Consider the following 24,243-nt stretch of genomic DNA (forward strand, 5'->3'; position numbering starts at 1 on the left):
GCAGTATGTGCCGCCGTGGCTTCGAAATGGACTTCGCTGAACTGTTACTGGAAGACTACAAAGCCTCACTGAAATACCTCAGCGATCACCCGAAACTGCAGGGTATTGCCCAGCAGAACAGCTTTAAACATACCTGATAACAGGATGTCACCTGCATGCCAGGAGCATGCAGGTTTAATGCCTTCATGGTAAAGAAATATATCCTATAAATAAGAGCAGTGGCGTAATGATCAGGATGCTAATTCTGATCATTTTTTTGTTTTTTGGGAAATTCATATAATTGAATAATTTGCAATGTAAATTAAATCTTGTACAAATTACAATAGGATGCATCAGCTATTATTCATATCCGTTATTATTGCTTATTTTTGCTCTAATAGATTGAAAAATAAGTGACCTGGAACAATGCTTCTAACCACTTAGGATGCTATTATTTTTTTTCGTTTAAGCTTTTTTTAAATCGCGATTTGACTTAGGGTGTTAGCGTGCTACATTAAATACAATAATATGTTTCTGTTATAGTGTATTAATGATGCAATCACTACATGGAACTTGTTTAATTGCGTACGCAAAGCATAAATATATTCTTACCATGCAGAATGGTGAATATCGCTGTTTTAACGGTGGTGATTTGGTTTTTGCGGATGCAAACCAGATTTTAGTTGATAACTGTGCAGAGAACGTCGTCTTTGTCACGAAGGAAACACTTTCATTATTTCTCCCAATGCTCAAGGAGGAGGCATTAACTCTTCATGCCTGTAAAAAAGTTCCTTCGTTAATCGTGCATCACTGTACCCGAGATATCCCCGTTTTTCAGGAAGTTGTACAGCTTTCACAGAGTAAAAATCTCCGCTATGGTGAGATTTTACGTAACAGGGCATTAATATTCGCAATATTGTCGGTTTTTCTTGAAGATGAAAAGTTTATAGCGCTACTCATGAATATCCTACAGCCCAATATGCGAACTCGGGTTTGTACGGTCATTAACCGTAATATTGCTCATGAATGGTCATTGGCGAAAATAGCCAGCGAGTTATTGATGAGTCCAAGTTTGTTAAAGAAAAAATTGCGTGAAGAAGAGACGTCTTATTCGCAACTGCTTACCGAATGTAGAATGCGACGCGCGTTGCAACTAATTGTAATACATGGCTTTTCTATAAAGCGAGTGGCCGTGTTGTGTGGCTATAACAGTGTGTCGTATTTTATTTATGTTTTTCGCAATTATTATGGCATGACACCGACTGAGTATCATGAACGAATAGCTGAAAGAGGGGGTGATAACCCTCTGATGATGGACATTTGTTTAGCAGGAAAGTGTTGTCATCCTGAAAGGATAGTAAGGTTATAATTGCTTTTTGAAGATAAAAAAAACCCGGCATAGGGGACCGGGAAGAGGATAGTCTGCCGTCTCCAGACTAATAAGCCGTTATAACACTCCATGTTGGCACGGGAAACTTTGTGCTCTCAATGGGTTAAATATAACTTTTGCTGGAGATAAGATCAGCCAATTTTTTATAAACATAAGCTATACACAAATTTAAGATATATCACGCATGCATTTACTTTTTATGGCTTAACTGATATATGCGCTTATGTATGTGATTACTTTTTGGTCCTACCAATTTTGGCAGTTTTGGATTTTTACAGGAGTCATACATCATTTCATTTGTATACTGAAATTGTAATGGTTGTAGTAATGGAATATAAGGGCTTGTCATGACACACGTTTGCTCAGTGATCCTCACCCGCCGTTCATTTGATATTTATCATGAGCAGCAAAAACTCTATTTGCAAAAAGAGAGTATTCTTTTGATGGATAAATATATGGTGGAGAATTTTCCTTTTGATGAATCCCATGCCCGTAGACTAGATATCGATGAAAGGATCATTAGCCATTATTTGCACAATGTCCGTCTTTCGGGTCGGTGTTTAGGGCTGCATGGTAAAAAACGGTTGCTAGTTAACCCAACACCACCAATGCCGCTGGTCACTGCGATATTTGATAGTTTTGCTCAAGAAGATATTGCGTCCAGAACATTAAGTAATATGCTTTACTTTTCCTGTCTTTCGATGTTTTCACGAAATAAAGAACTTATTCCCTTCCTTTTTAATAGCATTAGTACTGTTTCAGGTAAAGTTGAACGCATTATTAGCTGTGATATAGCCAAACGTTGGTATCTGCGTGATATCGCCGAAAAAATGTATACCAGTGAAAGCCTAATCAAGAAAAAATTGCAGGATGAAAATACTTGCTTCAGTAAAATATTGTTGGCCTCGCGAATGTCGATGGCCAGACGATTACTCGAGTTACGACAAATCCCGCTGCCGATGGTCGCAGAAAAATGTGGCTATAGCAGTACGTCGTACTTTATTAATACTTTCCGCCAGTACTATGGCGTAACACCGCACCAGTTTGCGCAACAGTCAACTGGGACCTTTAACTGACTGGATTTCTCATTCGAAAGTCGGTCAGGATCTCCCTCACACTTCATGTGAAAATCTTTCCTCATTAACTCTGCCGGGTCACCGGCAAGTTTGCTTTCGCAGTTTGCAAAACACTAAACGTATTTTCAGGAGGAAAAGACGCGGCATGTTCAGGATTATTAAGTTTGCAATTCATACAATTACGGGAATTCTGGTCAGTGTCGTGTTGTTTAAATTGATAACCAACGGTTGGAGCGGGTTCTACTTTCAATGCTGTTTACTGAGTCTGATGTTCCTGGCGGTAAGCTGGCTGTTGAGTGGCGAGTGGTTAGCGGGAAAGAGTAAGGCTGAACCCTCACGTTCAACCTTACTCTCGTTTACGCGTTACGCTTTTTTAAAGCGGGCAAAGAGATGTTCCACCACAACGAAAAAGACCGGAACGAAGTAAATCGCCAGCACCGTTGCTGCAAACATCCCCCCCATAACGCCTGTACCTACTGCGTTTTGCGCACCGGAGCCTGCGCCATGACTGATAACCAGCGGCAGTACGCCGAGAATAAAGGCCAGAGAGGTCATCAGGATTGGGCGTAAGCGCATCCGTGCCGCTTCGATAATCGCTTCCATCGGTGTCTTCCCTTCTTTTTGCATCATCTCAACCGCAAACTCGACAATCAGGATGGCGTTCTTGGCGGAAAGCCCAATGGTGGTCAGCAGACCAACCTGGAAGTAGACGTCATTGCTTAAGCCGCGCAGGTCTGTAGCCAGTAACGCGCCAATTACCCCAAGCGGTACGACCAACATTACCGAGAATGGAATCGACCAGCTTTCATAAAGTGCGGCGAGGGCAAGGAACACCACGACCAGCGAGATGGCATATAGTGCCGGGGCCTGGTTGGAAGATAACGCTTCCTGATATGACAGTCCGGTCCATGAATAGCCAACGCCAGTCGGAAGTTTTGCGACCAGATCCGCCATAAATTTCATTGCGTCACCCGTACTTTTTCCTGCCGTCGCTTCACCTAAAATCTCCATTGCTGGAATACCGTTGTAGCGTTCCAGACGTGGTGAGCCGTAGGTCCATTCTGTTGAAGAATAAGCAGAAAGCGGCGCCATCGTGCCGGAGGCGTTGCGCACATACCATTGGTTTATATTATCTGGCAGCATGCGGAACGGTGTTCCCGCCTGGACATACACTTTTTTCACTCGTCCCTGGTTAAGGAAGTCGTTCACGTAGCTACTACCGAAAGCGGTGGAAATGGTCTGGTTGATATCGGACAACTCCACGCCCATCGCCTCAGCTTTCGCAGCGTTGACGTTGACTTTGAACATCGGTGTATCTTCCAGGCCGTTCGGGCGTACCCCGGTGACCTGGTCAGGGGATTGTGCTGCCAGAGACAGCAACTCATTTCTCGCCTGGGTCAGCTTTTCATGTCCCAGGTTACCGTTGTCCAGTAGTTCCATATCAAAACCTGACGCTGTCCCCAGTTCTGCTACCGCCGGTAAGTTGAACGGGAAAATAACTGCTTTATTGATGCGGCTAAGAGCCACCATCGCCCGCTGAATAATCGCGGTCACCGAATTTTCTTCGCCGACGCGTTCAGACCACGGCTTCAGGCTGATAAACGCCAGACCGTTGTTTTGCCCCTGGCCGCTGAAACCAAAGCCGCCAACGGTAAACACCGACTGAACATTATTTTTCTCTTTTGTCAGATAGTAATCGGTCACCTGCTGTAGCACTTTAGTGGTGTTAACCATCGTGGAACCTGATGGTAGCTGTGCAGTGGTCATAAATACCCCTTGATCCTCTTCCGGCAAGAAGGAGGTCGGTGTACGCAGAAACAGCACCGCCATCCCGGCACAAATCAGCAGGTAAACCACCATATAACGACCCGTGCAGCGCAGCAGTGAGCGGGTACTGTCGGTATAGTGTTGAGTTGATTTTTCAAACAGATGGTTAAATCGCACAAACAACGCATTCTGTTTGTGACCGCCTTCTGGAACGGCTTTCAAAATGGTGGCGCAAAGGGCAGGCGTTAGACTCATCGCCACAAACACCGAAAGCAACATGGAGGAGATCAGCGTAATGGAGAACTGACGGTAAATTTCCCCGGTCGCGCCGCTCATAAAGGCCATTGGCATAAACACCGCGGAAAGCACAACGGCAATCCCGACCAGCGCACGTTGGATTTGCCCCATTGATTTATGCGTCGCTTCCTTCGGCGGCAGCTTATCTTCTGCTATCACGCGCTCGACGTTTTCTACCACCACGATAGCATCATCAACCAGCAACCCTATCGCCAGCACCATCCCGAACATGGTGAGGGTATTGATGGTAAAACCGACCGCCGACAAAATCGCGAACGTGCCGAGAATAACGACCGGTACGGCAATAGTCGGGATGATCGTAGCGCGAATGTTTTGTAAAAACAGATACATGACCAGGAAGACGAGGATGATGGCCTCAACCAGCGTTTTGAAAACTTCCTGGATTGAAATTTTAATAAATGGTGTCGTGTCGTAAGGATAAACCGTCTTCAGGCTGGCGGGAAAATAGGCCGATAAACGGTTGAGCTCTGCTTTTACCGCCCGCGAAGTATCGAGCGCGTTTGCTCCGGTAGCCAGTTTGATGGCGATACCGGCGGCAGGTTTGCCGTTATAGCGCGCCACGGTGGAGTAATCTTCCGCTCCCAGCTCGACGCGGGCAACGTCGCGCAGCAGCACTTGTGAACCATCTTGCTGAACTTTCAGCAGGATTTTGCCAAATTCTTCCGGTGTTTGCAGACGTGTCTGCACAATGATCGAGGCGTTCAGTTGTTGGTCTGCCGCCTGTGGCATTCCGCCCAGTTGACCGCCGGAAATCTGGTTGTTCTGTACCTTGATTTGGGAAATAACATCGGCAGGAACAAGGTTGTATTTATTGAGTTTTTGCGGGTCCAGCCAGATACGCATGGCGTACTCTGAACCAAAGAGCTGCACGCTACCGACACCTGCGGTACGACTTAATGGGTCTTTAATATTAGAAGCCACATAGTCCGCAATGTCGTACTGGTTGAGGCTGCCGTTTTCAGAGATAAACGCTGCCACCATCAGGATATTGCTGCTCGACTTATTGACGCTAATCCCTTGTTGCTGTACTGCTTCGGGGAGTGATGGCATAGCAAGTTGCAGTTTATTCTGCACCTGAACCTGCGCAATATCGGGCGACGTTCCTGTCTCAAAGGTCAGTGTGATGGAGGCATTACCCGCCGCATCACTGGTTGATGACATATACATTAAGCCATCAAGTCCATTCATATTTTGCTCAATCACCTGAGTGACTGAATCTTCTACCGTTTGCGCATCAGCACCCGGATAGGTGGCGCTAACGGTGATGGTCGGTGGTGCAATCTGCGGATATTGCGCCACCGGTAAGTTCATGATCGCCAGCCCGCCTGCGAGCATCAAAATAATGGCAAGTACCCAGGCAAAAACCGGGCGATCAATAAAATAGTTAGCCATGAAAGTCCCCTTAAGCCTGCAACGTTATTGTTTCGATTCGGTGCTGGCGTTTTCCTGGCTGGAGGAAATTGCGCGTGCTTTGATACCTGGGCGAATGCGTTGCAAACCGGAAACGATCACCCGATCGCCAGCTTGTAAGCCAGAGGTAACAACCCACTGGTTGCCGATGGCTTTGGTAGCGTCAATTTCGCGTAACTGCACGACATCATCTTTATCAAGAATGAGCGCCGTTGCTTTGCCCTGAGCGTTGTGAGTAACGCCTTCCTGCGGCACCAGTAACACATTCTGGCGACTACCTTCATCCACTAATGCTGTGACGTACATGCCTGGCAGTAAGTCACCATTTGGATTGGGGAAAATCGCGCGCAACGTGACCGAGCCAGTAGTTTCATCCACCGTCGGGTCAGAGAATTTCAGCGTACCGCTCTGGCTGTAACGTTTGCCATTTTCCAGATTGAGCTGTACTGGCGTACTGCCCTGAACCTGTTTGATTTGCCCACTGGCAACCTCTTCTTTCATGCGCAAAAAATCTTGTACCGACTGCGTGAGATCGACATAAATCGGGTCCAGACGCTGCACTGTAACCAGCGAATCTGCCTGATTAGCAGTAACGAGTGCGCCGACGGTCACTGATGATTTCCCACTGACGCCCGTAATGGGCGAGGTGACATTTGCGTATTGCAGATTGATCGTCGCCTGCTCAACAGCCGCTTTAGCAACGGTGACATTGGCTTCAGCCTCATTCAGCTGGGTGCGCGCGGTGTCGTAATCCTGACGGCTGACGTAGTTGGTTTTCAGCAACGATGCCTGGCGATTAAAGGTAATGCGGGCATTGCTGGCGGTAGAGAGGGCTTTCGCCAGCGAACCTTTGGCTGAGTTCAACTCTGCCTGCAAGGGCGCAGGGTCAATCTGATACAACGAATCGCCCTGGTTAACTTTATCGCCTTCGATAAAATTGCGCTTAATGATGATGCCACCCACCTGCGGGCGAATCTCAGCAACTTCATAAGGAACAGTTCTGCCGGGCAATTCGCTCATGACATTGATTGAGCCGGGGGAGAGCGTCACCACGCCCACTACTGGCGTCATGGCGGCAGCATTTTGCGCTGATTTGTCGTCGCATGCGGTGAGTATTACGCCGCAGAATAACAACGGTATTAACAGTTTTCTTTTTCTGTTCATTTTATTCCCTGAAAATTCGTGAAAAATTACGGATTTTTTGAATGTGTGCGGGGAGAGGCATGAGGGATTTACAGACCTGCGGCATAGTGCAAGCCATGGGGATGTATGCCTGTGATGGCGCATGCAGGCCGAGTGACCAATGTGGCGATTTAGATGGCAAAAAAAATGTTGCCGTTCTGCTGACAGTCTCTGCCTGCGTCCGGGCAACGAATGTTTCTACTGGTGGATACATAAACCAGGGGAATAAGTTCGTTTTTGCTTCTCCTTTGGTTATCACCGGGAGTAATGGAGTCAGCATTTGCATCCCTCGTCATGCCAGCCGTCAATTTCAGGCACTTATCGCTGGGCCACATCAACGCCTTCTTAAAAATAAGAAGAGATCCCCAGAGTCACGATGTCGCTCATACGTCTAAGTTTCAGCTTGTACATAATATTGAATTTCTGGATCTTTAATGTCTGCTGCGAAATTTTCAGTGTTGACGTGATATTACTTTCATTTTTGTTCTTCAGGATTAATTGCATAATTTTGAATTGATTATGCGAGAAACATAATTGAGAATTCTTATGAGGCAAGTGTTTTCCATAAGTAATATCAATCAGATTTTTAATGCTTTCTTTACGGCTGATAAAAAAGATAGGCGACTGACTTTTAAGTTTGCTGATGTGGTAAGGTGCCAGAACAATGATTCTTTCAGCATCTAACTTCTCAAGAAACTTAATCGCTTCTTCATCAAGGATATGATTATGATAGGTATCAATGATCACCTTGAATGGTTTGTTACCTATGCTTTTTATCTCTGACAGGGAATTGATTTTTATCATTTCGTGATTATCTTTCAACTGCAAAAAGCCCTGTAAAAGAAAAGAATCCTTCGTCATGAGAAAAATCATAACTTGCTCCTTAGCCGTTATTGTTTCGAACATGTCATCCTTTTCATTATTTACATCCATGTCCGAATTCGTTGTTCAATATAGTAAACGCCTATAAGAACGTTGCCCTTCGTGAACTAATACGTCTATTAACACTAATCAAAACTTGAGATTTATCCATCACGCACTCCATATATTGATCCTAGGTAACATTCCTGGGTGTTATAAATTTGTTAGTGCCAACATGAAATTAACAACTCCCATATTTTTACCAAGAATAAGTTATCAATTTAAAGTTTGTGATTTCTGAATGATAAAACTAAAATAAAAAAGTAATCCGATTTAAATATCGAGTCTCCTTGTTTCTACTTAAGCTGGCAATTGGATTGCCAGCTTTCTTTTTAATTTTTGGGGAAAATTAACATAAACTGCATTAATTACCTTCTTATTGAGTCAATGCTTGCCAAATCTTGATTTCATTTTCCCACAGCACTTTTAAACATTAAACCTGACTACAGAAAATATCAGCCATGATAATGTTTGAAATGGCTAATTTGCTGTGAAATTTATAAAACCATAAAGGTTTCAGCGAGTTGTTTAATGAGTCGCACGGTAATTATTTCAACGATGGTTTATGTTTTGCCATGGTGGCGATATGAAGCGGGAGTGTTATATGCCTCATAGTCACCATAAGTGATTATGAGGCGGTGTGGGAAATACTGTGCCGACGGTCTGATATTGATTATTTTTTAACGAATAAACTAGCGAAGCTAAACAAGCTGGCAGCGCTGAATATTAGTTCTATCCCCACCAGTGTAGAAACTAGTGTTACAGAAACCATTGGCGTTGCACCCAGGAATATCCATGCAATGATGATATCCAGGATACCAATGACTAGTTGTAGCCAGCTGCCTTTCATTGAACGCTGGCGATACCAGCTCATCAAGCGAATAACCCCAGCGACACAAAACAAGCCAGCAATAAACGCCGCAATAGCAAAAATTCCCAGTTCTGGTGCGCGGATGAAGAAATAGCCGATCAACAAATAGGCGACAGCGACAAGGAAGCCGGATAATACAGGCCAGAAATTATGACTCCGGTTGCTGAATAAACCGACAATAAGCGCAATGCCTGAGCAGATTAATAATGCGCCAACGACTGTGCTAAGGATATCGCCAGAGACAAACGGGAAGCTTATACACAGCAAACCGACAATAAACAGTAGCACAGCAATAAACTGGATTGCTCTCCGATGCTTCTTAAGCATATCCAGATCAAATTTCAAAATTGTTGCCTTATCTATATATAACATAGAACCACCCTATAAATTTAAGAAGAAAAATCCCTACTATCAATCTATGCCAAAAATGCATCCAGGAATGCATGTGATTTAATAAAAATTTCCTAATTAATGTGTCCAACACCCATGTAACTTGTTGTATTTAAATAAAAATATCTGATTTTGATATTTTATCTCAACATGACATACCCAAAAAACCAGGTTATAACCTCAATGTCGAAATTGATTCGTGACGGCTCTTTCACTTTATAGTTGAGGATATTACGATGAAAAAAGTATTAGGTGTAATTCTTGGTGGCCTGCTTCTTCTGCCAGTTGTGAGCAATGCCGCGGATGCACAAAAAGCAGCTGACAATAAAAAACCTGTCAACTCCTGGACCTGTGAAGATTTCCTGGCTGTGGACGAATCCTTCCAGCCGACTGCAGTCGGTTTTGCTGAAGCACTGAATAACAAAGATAAACCAGAAGATGCGGTTATGGATGTTCAGGGCATTGCAACCGTAACCCCAGCTATCGTTCAGGCTTGTACTCAGGATAAACAAGCCAGCTTTAAAGATAAAGTTAAAGGCGAATGGGACAAGATTAAGAAAGATATGTAATTCATGGAATGCGTTGCATCGTATTTCCTTGAATATTGAACAGGCAGGAATACCTCGCGTTAAAAGCAGATAATCCTCCTGTTCATATATACTTTATTTGTTGAATGGGTTGTAAAATGAATATTTCATCTCTACGTAAAGCCATGATTTTCGTTGGCGCTGTAGCGGCACTTTCACTGGTTAATGCACAATCTGCACTGGCTGCTAATGAATCTGCTAAAGATATGACTTGTCAGGAATTTATTGACCTGAATCCAAAAGCGATGACACCGGTTGCATGGTGGATGCTGCATGAGGAAACGGTTTACAAAGGTGGTGATACTGTAACCTTAAATGAAACTGATCTGACTCAGATTCCTAAAGTGATTGAATATTGTAAGAAAAATCCGCAGAAAAATTTGTATACCTTCAAAGATAAATTGGCAAATGTCCTGCCGAATTAACAGGAATAAAGCAAAAAGGAGTAGCAAGTTGAGCCATCTTGCTGCTCCTTTTTGCATTTTTATATGACTGCAGAATTTATTATTCGTCTAATCCTGGCTGCTATTGCCTGTGGTGCTATTGGCATGGAAAGGCAAATCCGCGGCAAAGGGGCAGGGCTTCGTACACATGTCTTAATCGGTATGGGTAGCGCCCTGTTTATGATTGTGTCGAAATATGGTTTCGCTGATGTGCTGGCGCTGGATCACGTCGGGCTTGATCCCAGCCGTATTGCCGCTCAGGTTGTCACTGGCGTCGGTTTTATAGGCGCGGGTAATATCCTCGTTCGTAATCAAAATATTGTCGGCCTCACCACCGCTGCGGATATCTGGGTAACAGCTGCAATCGGTATGGTGATTGGTAGCGGCATGTATGAGCTGGGGATTTACGGTTCTGTAATGACCTTGTTGGTACTGGAAGTCTTCCATCAATTAACTTTCCGGCTGATGAACAAGAATTACCATTTACAGCTGACATTGGTGAACGGTAATACGCTGTCGATGCTCGACTGGTTTAAACAACAAAAAATAAAAACTGATTTAGTTTCGTTGCAAGAAAATGAAGATCATGACGTAGTTGCTATTGATATTCAGCTTCATGCGGCGACGTCGATTGAAGACTTATTAAAGTCGCTAAAAGACATGACGGGTGTGAAAGGTGTTTCAATCAGCTAATGTGAATATTAATGATATCGACGGGAGTACACCCGGTACTCCCGTCGTATTTAACTATCGAGGACAATCAGCGGAGAATGATTGGCAGGGGCGTTTAATACAGTAATATCCGCGCCGTAGAGCATAGTCAGCGCCTGCTGTGTCAACACGTCCTGCGGTTTACCATTGGCGATAACCTTTCCTTTTTGCATCAATACAACACGGTCGGCATAGCGGGCGGCAAGATTAAGATCGTGCAATACACAGCAGACGTTGAATTGCCGTTCGCGAACTAACTGACGTAATAAACGAAACAGATGCTGCTGATGGTGAATATCCAGCGCCGACGTTGGTTCATCAAGAAATAACCATTTCGGCGAGGGTATTGCTTCCCAAAGTTGTACCAGCAGGCGCGCTAATTGCACACGCTGTTGTTCACCGCCGGATAATTGCCGATAGTCGCGGTTTGCTAACGCCTGACAGTCGCATAGCGCCATTATCTGTGCCGTTTCATCCCCCTGATTACCGGTACGATGCGGATGGCGCCCCATCTGGATCACTTCTTGTACGCTGAATGGGAACGCCATATGGCTATTCTGACGCATCACGGCCCGGTGTTTCGCCAGTTCGGTAATTGACCATTCATTTAATGGCTTATTAAATAACCGGCATTCGCCGCTATCAGGTTGAAGATAGCCGGTGAGCTGGCGAAGCAACGTGGATTTTCCCGCACCATTAGGGCCGAGAATGGCAACAATTTCCCCGCCGGGAAAAGTCAGCGAGACATTGTCAGTCAGGCGTCGCCCATGAAGGCTATAAACCAGGTTCCGGGCGCTAATCATGCGATCCTCCGGTTGCGCAGAATCAACCACATGAAATACGGGCCGCCAAGCAGGCTGGTTAGTAATCCGACAGGCATTTCTGCTGGCTGTACCAGTGTGCGGGCAAGCGTGTCTGCCATCAGTAATAAGCAGGCTCCGGCAAGGGCAGAGCAAGGAATTAGCCAGCGATGATTTGCTCCGGTTGTCATGCGAATCAGATGCGGGATCACCAGGCCAATAAAGCCGATAATGCCGCTTACCGATACGGCAGCGCCAACGAGCAGTGAGCTAATCAACAGTAATTGTTGGCGTTTACGCTTTACGTTCACGCCGAGGTAATGGGCTTCTTCATCACCAAGTTGCAGCAAATTCAGCGTTCCGGCGAGACACGTTGTTGCCATAATGGCGGGCAGAATGAAGGAGCTGGCAACCAATAACGTTGGCCATTGCGCCTGACCGAGATTGCCCATCATCCACAACGTGAGTTGTCGTAATTGCTGCTCATCGCCGATATAGCTCAGTATGCCGATCGCTGCGCCGCACAGGGCATTGATGGCGATCCCGGCGAGTAACAATTGCATCATGCTGCCATCGCGATGGCGCTGCGTGATGAGAAAAATGATGGTGCAGACCACTAAACTTCCGGCGATGGCAAACACCATTTGCTCATAGAGCACCAGCACCACGGGGAAGGAAAAGGGCAGCACAATAGCAACGCCAACCATTAATGCCGAACCGCTACTGACGCCGAGTAATCCTGGGTCAGCCATGGGGTTGCGGAAAAGCCCCTGCATAATCACCCCGGCGGTTGCCAACGCGGCGCCTACCAGCACTGCCAGTAAAACGCGCGGCAGGCGAATATTTAGCCAGATATCGCGGTATTCCTCATCAAGAAGGGCGCTAAAGCTGATTTTTAACGCGCCCTGACTGGCACCGAACAGCACCAGGGCAAGCAATAATAGTGATAGCCCCATAAAGACACTGGCGGATGAAAATGAATCCTTGAGCACGCAAAACTCCGTTATGACGTTGCGGCGCGGAGAGTCTGCGCCGCATGGGATTACGCCGGTTTCAGGTCAGGTTCAATCAGACTGTAGATCTGCTTGTTGAGTGCTGGCGCGTTTGCCAGTTCATGAATGTGTGCGGCGACATCGGCACGGCGGACAAAACCATGACACTCCTGATTTTGTATCCGTTGTGCTTTGCCTGTTGCTGCGCCGTCAAGCAGACCGCCAGGGCGGAGAATGGCGTAGTCTAGCTGGCTGGTTTGCAGCCAGCTTTCCGCCAGTGTCTTTTCGCGCACCGCCTGACCAAACGCGGCTTTTGCCCGATCCGATAAGAACGGCCAACTATCGCCGCATCCCAAAGAAGTCACCAGAATCATGCGACTGATGCCTGCCTTTTCGGCCTCATCAATCACCGTTCTGTGGGCCAGATAATCCTGTGCACCGCCCATTGTTGAGATGATAAGTGCTTGCGGACCAGCCGCGCGGCAGGCGGCTGCGACTACGCTGGCGTCACAAGCGTCGCCAGTAAAAGCCTGCACACCTTGTTGCGTCAGTTGAGCCGCAGCGTCTGCACGGCGAACGACAGCGACGACCGGACGTTGTTCCGCCAGCGCCAGTTCAAGCGTTCTGGCGCCCACACCTTTTCCGCCCGCGCCAAAGAGTAGCCACGGTGTCATCAGGCGTGTTCCTTTAACGATGCTGCCAGAGCATGGAAGGCGTTGACCTGTTCACTCAGGAGCTGACGATGGTCATCCCTGCCGAGGAAGATTTTCAGCATGGCGCTGCCTTCTTTGTTGAAAAAGAGAATGGATGCGGTGTCCATGCCCATAAATTTACGTTCGATTAAGGCAATATGCGTGCAGTTTTCTGCTTTGATATGCCCGGACATGCCGTGCTTTCCACGCAGATTGAAATAGCCGTGGCGGTGGAAACCCGAAGGCAGTTCGCCGCTAAATTCGAGGATCACATCGGCAGTATGCACCAGCGTGGTGACGTTGCCCCATTCGCAGACGGTATCCCAGACAGTATCGAATTTATCGCCTGACACAACTGTCGGAGAGGGCAGATTTTTCACTACCTCCAGCAGCGTGGTGTTGTATTGTTCGGCGATCGCCTCCAGCGTACCGTCTGGCTCCGTTTTCAAAAATTCCTGTAACGAGACATGGCTCATAAATCACTCCTGTTATGGTTTTTCAAGCGCAATCGCTGGCGCATTAAGTACCTGAATCAGTTCATTAAGAGACTGCAAAATGTTGCTTGCCCAGAAACGACCTTCATTGGTTAACCGCAGGCACGTTGAAGCATCGCGGCTTAAGCCTTTTTGGTGCCACTGGGCCAGTAATGGTGCGAGTTTTTCAGCATGTGGCGTAAGTTCGTCCAGCGGTACACGCGCCGTTTCAATGCCCGACTGCAAGGTATGACGCCACTGCGCGTTACGTTCGGCGTTACGCATGATCATCATCAGCGGTTTTTTGCCTGCCGCGACGGATTCATGCCAGGTCTGAAGATTGCGTTCGTTCATCCAGGAGTAACCATTAATCGAACCGCCGGCGCCGGAACCAAAGGCCAGACAATCGGCACCTTGTTTTATCAGCAGGTTATAGAGATTGCGTTCGCGTGTGGTACGGCCCCAGTGGCTGTTACTGATGCAGCGCCAACCGGCATCGTCCATAAAATCACACCCTTGCAGGTAAAGATCGCGACGCTCCGCCGGAGAGGGCACGGTAGTGCGCCCGTTTTCCACGGCTTTGCCCAGTGGCGTGTTGGGCAGGACGTTGAGCGCATAGAGGTCGACGCCGTCAAGACCGATATCGCGGGCAATAGCCAGATCTTCTCCCCAGGTTTGCGCATCCTGACCTGGCAGGCCAAACAGCAGGTCACAGACCACCGCAGCACGGTCGCGTTTGACCAGGCTTTCCATAAACGCAATGGCGGTTGGGCCATCCGAGGTGCGGGCCATTTTCTTGCGGATTTTGCTGTTAAACGACTGAATACCAATTGAGAAGCGGTTTGCTCCCGCATCAAGGCAAGCGTCGATTCGGTCAGCGTCAAAATTCAGTACCCGGCCTTCAATGGTGATTTCACAATCGGGTGCCAGTGGTAATTTTTCTCGTAGTGTGGTGATGATTCTTGCCAAATCGCGCGCGGAGAGTGCGGAAGGCGTACCGCCACCGAAATAGACCGCATGGATGGGCGCGGACTGATGCAATACGCTGTCTGCCTCCTGTTCGATTTCTCGAATCAGGGCATCGGTATAATGAGCACACGCATCTTCATTAAAACGATTCTGATAAAAACCGCAAAACGTGCAGTGTGTCGCGCAAAAAGGAATATGAAGATAAATCAGTCGCTTACGAGGTGAGGTTGTTTGACTGATCATCTCTTGCCAGGTCTGTGCCAGTTGTTCTTTGGCGACCGGAATGGCCCCACGAAACGGCATCATGGCACGCCTGTCTTTAAATGGCTGGTCACCGTCTAAAGCAAAATGAGGCGTGAGATCCAGGGTGTTTTTCATGTTCATACGTCTGATTTAAATCCGTTTATTACGGCCAAAGTTGTTGGTGTAAAGACTCAACGACATCAGCAATACGCGGGCCCATTCCCAGAATCAGGTTTTGATCAACGGTGATAATGCGCTGGTTCTTCCAGGCGGCGGTGTGGGTAATTCCGGCAATAGAACGTAGCCGATTAATATCGCCATCGACCATTTGTGAGGTTACGACAATCACTTCAGGGTTAGCCGCAATCAGCGATTCCGCGCTGTAGCTTTTGTACTGCTGGTGGGTAGCGACGTTTTCTGCGCCGGCAAGCGACAGAATGGCGTCTGCGACGCTGCCTTTACCGGCGACCTGTGGCGCGCTGCCGCCAGCAGAGAGAATAAACATCGCTTTAACCGGGGCTTTTTTTGCCGCCACGCTTTGCTGTACTCGCTCCAGGCGTTGGCTGATTTGTGTCACCAGCGCCTCGCCTTGTTCAGGAACCTGTAACGTTTTTGCCAGTTGGCGAATGTTGGCGTACATCTGCTCAAGGGTGGCTGGTACACGCGGCAGAGTGACGACGTTGACCTTTTGCGCCCGCAACTGGTCGAGCACAATTTGCGGTCCTGCATCCTGCCAGGTAATTACGCTATCCGGCCGAAGTGACAAAATGCCTTCGCTGCTGAGTTGTTTCCAGTAGCCAATATGCGGCAGTTTGGCGGTTTCTGGGGGATAAGATGTCGTTTCATCGACACCCACCACGCGCTCGCCAGCACCCATCGCGTAGATTAGCTCCGTCAGTGATCCTCCAGCGACCACAATGCGTTCGACAGCCGTTGCGCTAAAAGCCCAGCTAAGAGCCAGTACTGCCGTAAACAATTTTTTTCGTTTTACCGCAGTCTTCGCGGCAGAGGCCACGGCTGAAATACATAACGTTAGTGGGGAAAAAAGAAACGGCCTGTTGGTGATCCTTGGCATCATATGAGAACTCTTATCGAATTGAGAATGATCATGATTATCATTTGAGTTATATATGAAATACAACCGTCGATTCAATACGCAAGGCGTTACAAGCGTATTTATTTTTGATTTTTATCAAGATGCTTCGTCAGCTAACGTTCTTGTTACCGACAAAATTTCAGGGCGGGAAAAAGCTGAGATCTCAGAGATATCGCGGCTTGCAGAGCAAAGAGAAGAGAAAATTATCGCGGTTAACGACAACGTTTCGTTATGAGGTCGTGGGGGACTGCCACAAGAAAAAAATGGTTTTCTGGATACAGGATAGCTTTCATAACCCCCTGTTTATTGTGTTAATGGCGGTTAAAAAAAAGCTTGATCATAAAAAATTGATCGATAATAATTCTCATTATCACGTCTGGCTTTAACAAAATATGACTATATGGATAACAAAATCATAGCTTTTGCAAGGGATAGCGCACAGCGCTCTTCACTCCAGATGCGGCATATCGCTTTGCCTGACAAAGAGGGCGAATTGTCCGGGATACCAGGCAATTTCACCGGATATAAACGCCCGTTAACTCACCCGGCGAATATTATCGCTTTGAATTGTAAATAAATTTATTTTTCGCCAGCCATCCCGGTATTAATCCAGGTAGCCAGCATTTTTTATTTTCCTCATGGAGAATCGCTATGTCACGTCCGCAATTTACCTCGTTGCGCTTGAGTTTGTTGGCTTTGGCTGTTTCTGCCACCTTGCCAACGTTTGCTTTTGCTACTGAAACCATGACCGTTACGGCAACGGGGAATGCCCGTAGTTCCTTCGAAGCACCAATGATGGTCAGCGTCCTCGACACTTCCGCTCCTGAAAACCAAACCGCGACTTCAGCCACCGATCTGCTGCGTCATGTTCCTGGAATTACCCTTGATGGTACCGGACGAACCAACGGTCAGGATGTAAATATGCGTGGTTATGACCATCGCGGCGTGCTGGTTCTTGTCGATGGCGTTCGTCAGGGAACGGATACCGGACACCTGAATGGGACTTTCCTCGATCCGGCGCTGATCAAACGTGTCGAGATTGTCCGTGGACCTTCGGCATTACTGTATGGCAGTGGCGCGCTGGGTGGGGTTATCTCCTACGATACGGTCGATGCAAAAGATTTATTGCAGGAAGGACAAAGCAGTGGTTTTCGCGTTTTTGGCACCGGTGGCACGGGGGACCATAGCCTGGGATTAGGCGCGAGCGCGTTTGGGCGAACGGAAAATCTGGATGGTATTGTGGCCTGGTCCAGTCGCGATCGTGGTGATTTACGCCAGAGCAATGGCGAAACCGCGCCGAATGATGAGGCTATTAATAACATGCTGGCGAAAGGAACCTGGCAAATTGATTCTGCCCAGGCTCTGAGCGGATTAGTGCGTTATTACAATAACGACGCGCGCGAACCAAAAAATCCGCAGACCGTTGAAGCGTCTGACAGCAGTAATCCAATGGTTGATCGTTCAACGATTCAACGTGATGCTCAGCTTTCTTATAAACTCTCTCCAGTGGGCAACGACTGGTTAAATGCTGATGCAAAAGTTTACTGGTCGGAAGTTCGTATTAATGCGCAAAACACGGGAAGTTCCGGTGAGTATCGCGAACAGACAACAAAAGGTGCCAAACTGGAGAACCGTTCCACTCTGTTTGCCGAGAGTTTTGCCTCTCACCTGCTGACGTATGGCGGTGAGTATTATCGTCAGGAACAGCATCCTGGCGGCGCGACGACGGGCTTCCCGCAAGCAAAAATTGATTTCAGTTCCGGCTGGCTACAGGATGAGATCACCTTACGCGATCTGCCGATTACCCTGCTTGGCGGAACCCGCTATGACAGTTATCGCGGTAGCAGCGACGGCTACAAAGATGTTGATGCCGACAAATGGTCGTCTCGTGCAGGGATGACTATCAATCCGACCAACTGGCTGATGTTATTTGGCTCATATGCCCAGGCATTCCGCGCGCCGACGATGGGCGAAATGTACAACGATTCTAAGCACTTCTCGATTGGTCGCTTCTATACCAACTATTGGGTGCCAAACCCGAATTTACGTCCGGAAACCAACGAAACTCAGGAATACGGCTTTGGGCTGCGTTTTGATGACCTGATGTTGTCCAATGATGCCCTGGAATTTAAAGCCAGCTACTTTGATACCAAAGCGAAGGATTACATCTCCACAACCGTCGATTTCGCGGCGGCGACAACCATGTCTTATAACGTCCCGAATGCCAAAATCTGGGGCTGGGATGTGATGACGAAATATACCACTGACCTGTTTAGTCTTGATGTGGCCTATAACCGTACCCGCGGCAAAGACACTGATACCGGGGAATATATCTCCAGCATTAACCCGGATACCGTTACCAGCACCCTGAATATTCCGATCGCTCACAGTGGCTTCTCTGTTGGTTGGGTCGGTACGTTTGCCGATCGCTCAACACATATCAGCAGCAGCTACAGCAAACAACCTGGCTACGGCGTGAATGATTTCTACGTCAGTTATCAAGGGCAGCAGGTGCTCAAAGGCATGACCACGACTCTGGTATTGGGCAATGCCTTCGATAAAGAGTACTGGTCGCCGCAGGGCATCCCACAGGATGGACGTAACGGCAAAATTTTCGTGAGTTATCAATGGTAATCATCAGCCCCGATATTTCGGGGCATTTATCTGGAAGGAAGAGAGACAATGAACCACTACACACGCTGGCTTGAGTTAAAAGAACAAAATCCCGGAAAGTACGCGCGTGACATCGCAGGTTTAATGAATATCAGCGAAGCAGAACTGGCATTTGCGCGCGTCACTCACGACGCGTGGCGGATGCGCGGCGATATTCGTGAAATTCTGGCAGCGCTGGAAAGCGTTGGTGAAACCAAATGTATTTGTCGTAATGAATATGCAGTCCATGAGCAAGTTGGCTCGTTCACAAACCAGCATTTGAACGGTCATGCCGGATTAATACTCAACCCGCGCGCGCTGGATTTGCGACTGTTTCTTAATCAGTGGGCCAGTGTTTTCCATATAAAAGAAAACACGGCTCGTGGTGAACGTCAGAGTATTCAGTTCTTTGATCATCAGGGCGATGCATTACTGAAAGTTTATGCTACCGACAATACCGATATGGCGGCATGGAATGAGCTTCTGGCACGCTTTACCGTCGAGGAAAATACGCCGCTTGAGTTAACAACGGTTGATGCGCCTGTCGCACAAACCGACGTCGATGCCAGTGTTGTAGAACAAGAGTGGCGTGCGATGACGGATGTCCATCAGTTTTTTACGTTGCTCAAGCGCCACAACCTGACTCGTCAGCAGGCGTTCAATCTGGTGGCAGACGATTTGGCCTGCAAAGTACCTGGTAGTGCGCTGGCGCAAATTCTTGAATCTGCACAGCAGGATGGCAATGAAATCATGGTGTTTGTTGGCAACCGTGGCTGCGTACAGATTTTCACGGGTGTGGTAGAAAAAGTGGTGCTAATGAAAGGTTGGCTGAATATTTTCAACCCGACGTTTACTCTTCATCTATTAGAAGAGAGCATTGCTGAAGCCTGGGTTACCCGTAAACCGACCAGCGATGGCTACGTAACCAGCCTGGAACTGTTTGCTCATGATGGTACGCAGATTGCGCAACTTTATGGTCAGCGTACTGAAGGGGAACAGGAGCAGGCGCAATGGCGTAAACAGATTGCGGCGCTGACGCAGGAAGGCGTTGCTGCATAACGAGTCATTGTCCGGAGGTCTGGCTGTCGCCGGGCCTCTTTATAAATATCAGCTGGAGATTTCAGACCAGATAATCAATATGTTGATGACGTACCAGCTCATTGATCCGCTTAAGATTGAGGATCATCATAATATTGTGTTTATGGCAGTAGAATGTTTTCAGCGATATTTTGAGTTTCCCCAGAATATCTTCTGTCGTCATTTGATTCGCAATGCAGCTCAGAACCTGATGCTGTTTGCGCGAGAGTGACACGTCTGCTTCAGGTACAGAGCAATAACTGCCATTGAGCAGTGCGATGAAGTCAATAATCGTAATATTTCTCTGGACAAAGGTTACCGGAACTTTCCCCAGACAGCGTTTAATATTAAACGGCGAGAAAACAATGACATGAACAGGCCGCAGGCGTTCAATTTTGTTGAGCATTGATGAGTGGAATACATTATTCATTAATGTATCAATAATCACTAAGGCATTCTGATGCAACGTTAAGTCAATCTCTTCTTCGTTCTGTATATGAACGACATTACCTTTACTTACAATATTTTTCATCGCGGTGAAAAACATGGTGTCTTTGGTAATTATAAGAAACATAACCGACTCCCTTTGCGAACATTAACTTTATAGTCAGGTTGCCAAAGGTAATAAAAAGGTCAGGGCTTGTAATTATACTAATTAGCTTGCTGTACATTAATTGAATGTGTTCAAAGATGCAGATATCTCATCAATATCTGCATCTTCAGGTAATGTTATTTGACCAGTTCTGGCGTTACCTGGCTAACCGCATCGGTATAGTAAGGAGTGCCGCCCCAGCCGGGTTCTGGCCAGAATGCGCCGTAGCCGTAATCCCACAGGTTATAGGTTGTGTTCACCACTTCTCGTAAATGCCACACCTGAATCCCCTGCATATTCACTTCAAGGAAGTTATATGGGACTTTATTGATAAAGCCAGGTTGTTCGCCCTGAATGGTTCCGAGGATGGTGACATAGTGGTTACGGTAGTTTACTGGGTCAAGGAAACCACTTTGTTTGGCGAGCAGTCGCCCTTGATAGTTGGCCTCAATGTCAGGTTTCGCATAGCTATCCAACGGCAATACGGCGATTTCTAGCAATGTATCGGTTTTGCCATTAATGACGTTAATGACTTTACCGCCAAAGCGGGCCTGCTGACCAACGTATAAATTTGGTTGGTTATGAACAGCAACAAAACTTTTTTGGATATCAGGCTGGTTATTACCTTTGATATTTTGTGGAATAGAACTACACGCGGCAAGCAATAATGCAAGGCTGACGATGAGAGCACCTTTTGACTTGTTCATGTTACTATCCTTATCAACAAATGTTAAAACCATAATAGATATTTCTTTATGGTTTTCATCTGATTCTTAAGTGATATGCCTGATAGTAACGTAAACCTGTCTGATATTTATATCCTTGCAGATGAGATCCGGAAAGCATTGATGTGTGATGTTATTATGTGTCGCCTTATAATATGGGATATTATAAGGCGGCTCTTATTTCTAATGGCACATGGTGTAAAGATTGTTATTGATGTGATGATAATGGTTTATAAACGTTAGATATGCAAGCCATTCGTAATTTTAACTTTGGGGATCTTCAATTTAAAAACACTTATTATATGACTCATTTTATCTGTTCATTAAAAAAACATTGTTTATCCGTCCTGCATGGATATCAATAAGTTACTGAAATTGCACGATCGAAATTATGTATTTTTTGTCAATAATGAGAGGGCGCAGCCGCCCCCTTTGTTTATTTTAATCGTTTACCCGCCTCATCAACCACTTTCTCACCATCTTCCTTGGTGAACGCGCCTTGTTGCGCATCTGGCAGAATTTCCAGCACCACTTCTGAAGGGCGGCACAGACGAGTTCCCAGCGGTGTAACCACAATCGGGCGATTAATCAGGATGGGATATTGCAGCATAAAGTCGATTAACCGATCGTCAGTAAATTTATCTTCCGCAAGGCCCAGATCCTCATATGGCTCGACGTTTTTACGCAGCAGCGCGCGTACCGAAATCCCCATATCGGTAATGAGTTTGACCAGTTCATCGCGCGTCGGCGGTGTTTCCAGATAATAGATAATGGTCGGTTCTGTACCGCTGTTGCGGATCATCTCCAGCGTATTACGCGACGTGCCGCAGGCCGGGTTGTGATAAATGGTAATGTTGCTCATATCAGTATCTCATTACGATGTGAAAGAGAGGCGTAGCGCCAGCGCGGTCAGCGTCACAAACAGCACCGGCAGGGTCATGATAATTCCTGTACGGAAGTAATATCCCCAGCTGATTGTCATATTCTTCTGCGAAAGTACGTGCAGCCAGAGCAGCGTTGCCAGACTACCAATCGGGGTAATTTTCGGCCCTAAATCGCAGCCAATCACGTTGGCATAAACCATCGCTTCTTTGATAACGCCAGATGCCGTGCTGCCATCAATGGACAACGCGCCAACCAGTACCGTCGGCATATTGTTCATAATAGAAGAGAGGAAGGCGGTGAGGAATCCGGTGCCGAGCGTCGCGGCCCACAGGCCGTTATCCGCCAGCACGTTGAGTACGCCAGAAAGATATTCCGTTAGTCCTGCATTGCGTAGGCCATAAACCACCAGATACATGCCGAGCGAGAAGATGACAATCTGCCAGGGGGCACCGCGCAGGACTTTGCCCGTATTAATCGCATGACCGCGTTTAGCGACCGCAAATAATATCAGCGCGCCCACTGCCGCAATGGCGCTTACCGGAATGCCGAGTGGTTCCAGGACGAAAAATCCCACCAGCAGAAGCAGTAAAACAACCCAGCCAGTTTTGAACGTAGCAGGATCTTTAATCGCTTCTGCGGGAGATTTTAGCAGCGCCATATCGTAGTTCTGCGGAATATCTTTGCGGAAATAGAGATGCAACATCACCAGGGTAGCCAGTATCGCGGCGATATCCACCGGCACCATCACCGAGGCATATTCGCGAAAGCCAAGACCAAAGAAATCTGCCGAAACGATATTCACCAGGTTAGAGACAATAAGTGGCAGGCTGGCGGTATCGGCAATGAATCCCGCTGCCATCACGAACGCCAGCGTCGTGCCTTTGCTAAAACCTAAAGCCAGCAGCATGGCGATGACAATCGGCGTCAAAATAAGCGCCGCGCCATCATTGGCAAACAGGGCCGCAACGGCGGCACCGAGCAGGACAATCCAGCTAAACAGCAGGCGACCGCGTCCATTGCCCCAGCGTGAGACGTGCAGCGCCGCCCATTCAAAAAAGCCGGACTCATCCAGTAGCAGGCTGATGATAATGACGGCAATAAACGCAGCCGTCGCGTTCCAGACGATATTCCACACCACCGGAATATCACCCGGATGAACCACGCCCGTAGCTAACGCCAGTATTGCGCCGAGCGTTGCACTCCAGCCGATGCCTAAACCTTTCGGCTGCCAGATAACCAATACGATGGTCAGGACAAAGATAGCGCCTGCCAGTAACATAATGCCTCCCGGATAAAACACATGTGTAAATCCATATGTGTTTAGCTAAATTTTTTAACTGCAAATGTTCTTACTGTCTGCGGAACAATTTTGTCGAGCCAGGTTGCGGACAATCACCTGAACCTTTTCCTGCTCACACCGCCAGGCCTCATCAATAATTTTCGCCGCCCACGATGGAATATGCGGCGATAAGCGGTAATGAACCCACTTTCCTTGCTTGCGGTCCAGCAATAGCCCGCTCTCACGAAGAAGCGCCAGATGGCGGGAGATCTTGGGCTGCGACTGATCGAGGGCAGTGCAGAGATCGCAGACACATAACTCTCCCAGTTCGCTGAGCAGTAAAACGATGCCCAGACGGGTTTCATCGGCAAGAATTTTGAACAGTTGGATGGGTAACAGAAATGACATATTGCGCTCCTGATTGTTACAGGCAGTGTCTCTCTTCAAAGCGGATAAGTCAAAAACATATATGAATTAATGAATGTGTAAGTGCAGAAGATGGTAATAGGTGTGAATTTTGAGTTGGGTATTCATTTGAAAGGCGGTCTGAATCAGGACGTAAAAAAACCGACTTTGCGTCGGTTTTTTTACTCTTCAGCCTGAGTTGGTGGCTCTGGCTGGAGTGAGAGAGCTCTTATCTAACAGTTCAATACTATTAGCCAGTGGCTAACATTGCAAGAATTAGCTATTTCTTCAGCTGGCAGAGGGAGCACTTCGGTATAT

Annotated in this window: 24 protein-coding genes; 9 read left to right on the plus strand and 15 right to left on the minus strand. The window is 47.2% G+C overall.

Translation table 11 applies throughout. The annotated features are described in order from the left end of the window. The 3 genes from AACS80_RS17075 to gadW form a co-directional block, all read left to right on the plus strand. On the plus strand, window positions 1–137 hold a 137-nt coding region (locus tag AACS80_RS17075), incomplete at its 5' end, for a hypothetical protein (RefSeq protein WP_171021448.1). 395 nt (window positions 138–532) lie between these two features. Continuing rightward, window positions 533–1,348, plus strand: coding sequence for a DNA-binding transcriptional regulator GadX (gadX, locus tag AACS80_RS17080; RefSeq protein WP_138183903.1), 816 nt, complete (start codon window positions 533–535; stop codon window positions 1,346–1,348). Between the two features lie 368 nt (window positions 1,349–1,716). After that, entirely contained in the window at window positions 1,717–2,445 is a 729-nt protein-coding gene (gene gadW / locus AACS80_RS17085; RefSeq protein ID WP_130209198.1) for an acid resistance transcriptional activator GadW, read from the plus strand. A gap of 363 nt (window positions 2,446–2,808) precedes the next feature. Here gadW and mdtF read toward each other — a convergent pair whose 3' ends face one another. From mdtF to hdeD, 4 genes are all read right to left on the minus strand, one after another. Then, on the minus strand, window positions 2,809–5,922 hold the full coding sequence (gene mdtF, locus AACS80_RS17090; protein WP_135410726.1) for a multidrug efflux pump RND permease MdtF: 3,114 nt from the start codon (window positions 5,920–5,922) through the stop codon (window positions 2,809–2,811). Window positions 5,923–5,946: 24 nt separating this feature from the next. Next, on the minus strand, window positions 5,947–7,056 hold the full coding sequence (gene mdtE, locus AACS80_RS17095; protein WP_339374556.1) for a multidrug transporter subunit MdtE: 1,110 nt from the start codon (window positions 7,054–7,056) through the stop codon (window positions 5,947–5,949). Between the two features lie 411 nt (window positions 7,057–7,467). Next, window positions 7,468–7,995: an acid resistance transcriptional activator GadE gene (gadE, locus tag AACS80_RS17105; RefSeq protein WP_064527778.1), complete on the minus strand. Its 528-nt coding sequence runs from the start codon at window positions 7,993–7,995 to the stop codon at window positions 7,468–7,470. A 721-nt stretch (window positions 7,996–8,716) separates the two neighbouring features. Beyond that, entirely contained in the window at window positions 8,717–9,286 is a 570-nt protein-coding gene (gene hdeD, locus AACS80_RS17110; RefSeq protein WP_130221293.1) for an acid-resistance protein HdeD, read from the minus strand. Window positions 9,287–9,540: 254 nt separating this feature from the next. On the opposite strand from hdeD, the gene hdeA reads away from it, so the two are divergent. The 3 genes from hdeA to AACS80_RS17125 all read left to right on the plus strand — a co-directional run bounded on the left by hdeA (window position 9,541) and on the right by AACS80_RS17125 (window position 11,027). Next, window positions 9,541–9,873 carry an acid-activated periplasmic chaperone HdeA gene (hdeA, locus tag AACS80_RS17115; RefSeq protein ID WP_130209189.1) on the plus strand — a complete coding sequence of 111 codons (333 nt, stop codon included), beginning with the start codon at window positions 9,541–9,543 and terminating at the stop codon, window positions 9,871–9,873. 116 nt (window positions 9,874–9,989) lie between these two features. Further along, on the plus strand, window positions 9,990–10,316 hold the full coding sequence (gene hdeB, locus AACS80_RS17120; protein ID WP_130209187.1) for an acid-activated periplasmic chaperone HdeB: 327 nt from the start codon (window positions 9,990–9,992) through the stop codon (window positions 10,314–10,316). Between the two features lie 63 nt (window positions 10,317–10,379). Next, the gene (locus AACS80_RS17125; RefSeq protein ID WP_130260996.1) at window positions 10,380–11,027 is read left to right on the plus strand and encodes an MgtC/SapB family protein; all 648 of its coding nucleotides are present in this window, start codon (window positions 10,380–10,382) and stop codon (window positions 11,025–11,027) included. 50 nt (window positions 11,028–11,077) lie between these two features. Here AACS80_RS17125 and AACS80_RS17130 read toward each other — a convergent pair whose 3' ends face one another. Genes AACS80_RS17130 through shuT form a run of 6 tightly spaced genes read right to left on the minus strand, consistent with a single transcriptional unit; the run spans window position 11,078 to window position 16,289 of the window. Further along, window positions 11,078–11,848: a heme ABC transporter ATP-binding protein gene (locus AACS80_RS17130; protein ID WP_130209183.1), complete on the minus strand. Its 771-nt coding sequence runs from the start codon at window positions 11,846–11,848 to the stop codon at window positions 11,078–11,080. Further along, the gene (gene shuU / locus AACS80_RS17135) at window positions 11,845–12,837 is read right to left on the minus strand and encodes a FecCD family ABC transporter permease (protein WP_214251097.1); all 993 of its coding nucleotides are present in this window, start codon (window positions 12,835–12,837) and stop codon (window positions 11,845–11,847) included. Before shuU ends, AACS80_RS17130 begins: the two co-directional genes overlap by 4 nt. A gap of 50 nt (window positions 12,838–12,887) precedes the next feature. After that, window positions 12,888–13,511, minus strand: a complete 624-nt coding sequence (gene chuY / locus AACS80_RS17140) for an anaerobilin reductase (protein ID WP_130260994.1) — start codon at window positions 13,509–13,511, stop codon at window positions 12,888–12,890. After that, complete coding sequence (gene hutX, locus AACS80_RS17145; protein ID WP_021550030.1) at window positions 13,511–14,005, minus strand: heme utilization cystosolic carrier protein HutX; 495 nt, start codon at window positions 14,003–14,005, stop codon at window positions 13,511–13,513. Before hutX ends, chuY begins: the two co-directional genes overlap by 1 nt. 12 nt (window positions 14,006–14,017) lie before the next feature. Continuing rightward, window positions 14,018–15,355, minus strand: a complete 1,338-nt coding sequence (gene hutW / locus AACS80_RS17150; RefSeq protein ID WP_135410729.1) for a heme anaerobic degradation radical SAM methyltransferase ChuW/HutW — start codon at window positions 15,353–15,355, stop codon at window positions 14,018–14,020. A gap of 22 nt (window positions 15,356–15,377) precedes the next feature. Then, window positions 15,378–16,289 (minus strand): heme ABC transporter substrate-binding protein ShuT, encoded by a 912-nt coding sequence (shuT, locus tag AACS80_RS17155; protein ID WP_138183904.1) that lies wholly within the window; start codon window positions 16,287–16,289, stop codon window positions 15,378–15,380. Window positions 16,290–16,344: 55 nt separating this feature from the next. Here shuT and AACS80_RS17160 point away from each other — a divergent pair, with 55 nt between their 5' ends. From AACS80_RS17160 to chuS, 3 genes are all read left to right on the plus strand, one after another. Beyond that, window positions 16,345–16,545, plus strand: a complete 201-nt coding sequence (locus AACS80_RS17160) for a hypothetical protein (RefSeq protein WP_165383169.1) — start codon at window positions 16,345–16,347, stop codon at window positions 16,543–16,545. 416 nt (window positions 16,546–16,961) lie between these two features. Beyond that, entirely contained in the window at window positions 16,962–18,944 is a 1,983-nt protein-coding gene (gene chuA, locus AACS80_RS17165; RefSeq protein ID WP_138183887.1) for a TonB-dependent heme/hemoglobin receptor ChuA/ShuA, read from the plus strand. A 48-nt stretch (window positions 18,945–18,992) separates the two neighbouring features. Next, complete coding sequence (gene chuS, locus AACS80_RS17170; RefSeq protein WP_135490472.1) at window positions 18,993–20,021, plus strand: hematinate-forming heme oxygenase ChuS; 1,029 nt, start codon at window positions 18,993–18,995, stop codon at window positions 20,019–20,021. A gap of 61 nt (window positions 20,022–20,082) precedes the next feature. On the opposite strand, the gene AACS80_RS17175 is transcribed toward chuS, so the two are convergent. The 5 genes from AACS80_RS17175 to arsR form a co-directional block, all read right to left on the minus strand. Next, window positions 20,083–20,613, minus strand: a complete 531-nt coding sequence (locus AACS80_RS17175) for a helix-turn-helix transcriptional regulator (RefSeq protein ID WP_130209174.1) — start codon at window positions 20,611–20,613, stop codon at window positions 20,083–20,085. A 155-nt stretch (window positions 20,614–20,768) separates the two neighbouring features. After that, a complete protein-coding gene (gene slp, locus AACS80_RS17180) occupies window positions 20,769–21,338 on the minus strand; it encodes an outer membrane lipoprotein Slp (RefSeq protein ID WP_135410731.1) in 570 nt (189 codons plus the stop codon). Window positions 21,339–21,792: 454 nt separating this feature from the next. Continuing rightward, on the minus strand, window positions 21,793–22,218 hold the full coding sequence (gene arsC, locus AACS80_RS17185; RefSeq protein ID WP_130209170.1) for a glutaredoxin-dependent arsenate reductase: 426 nt from the start codon (window positions 22,216–22,218) through the stop codon (window positions 21,793–21,795). A gap of 12 nt (window positions 22,219–22,230) precedes the next feature. After that, on the minus strand, window positions 22,231–23,520 hold the full coding sequence (gene arsB / locus AACS80_RS17190; protein WP_135408203.1) for an arsenite/antimonite:H(+) antiporter ArsB: 1,290 nt from the start codon (window positions 23,518–23,520) through the stop codon (window positions 22,231–22,233). Between the two features lie 54 nt (window positions 23,521–23,574). Continuing rightward, complete coding sequence (gene arsR / locus AACS80_RS17195) at window positions 23,575–23,928, minus strand: As(III)-sensing metalloregulatory transcriptional repressor ArsR (protein WP_106906518.1); 354 nt, start codon at window positions 23,926–23,928, stop codon at window positions 23,575–23,577. Between the last annotated feature and the right edge of the window lie 315 nt (window positions 23,929–24,243).

Origin of the sequence: Escherichia sp. E4385 (assembly GCF_963883145.1) — a bacterium.
Lineage (GTDB): Bacteria > Pseudomonadota > Gammaproteobacteria > Enterobacterales > Enterobacteriaceae > Escherichia.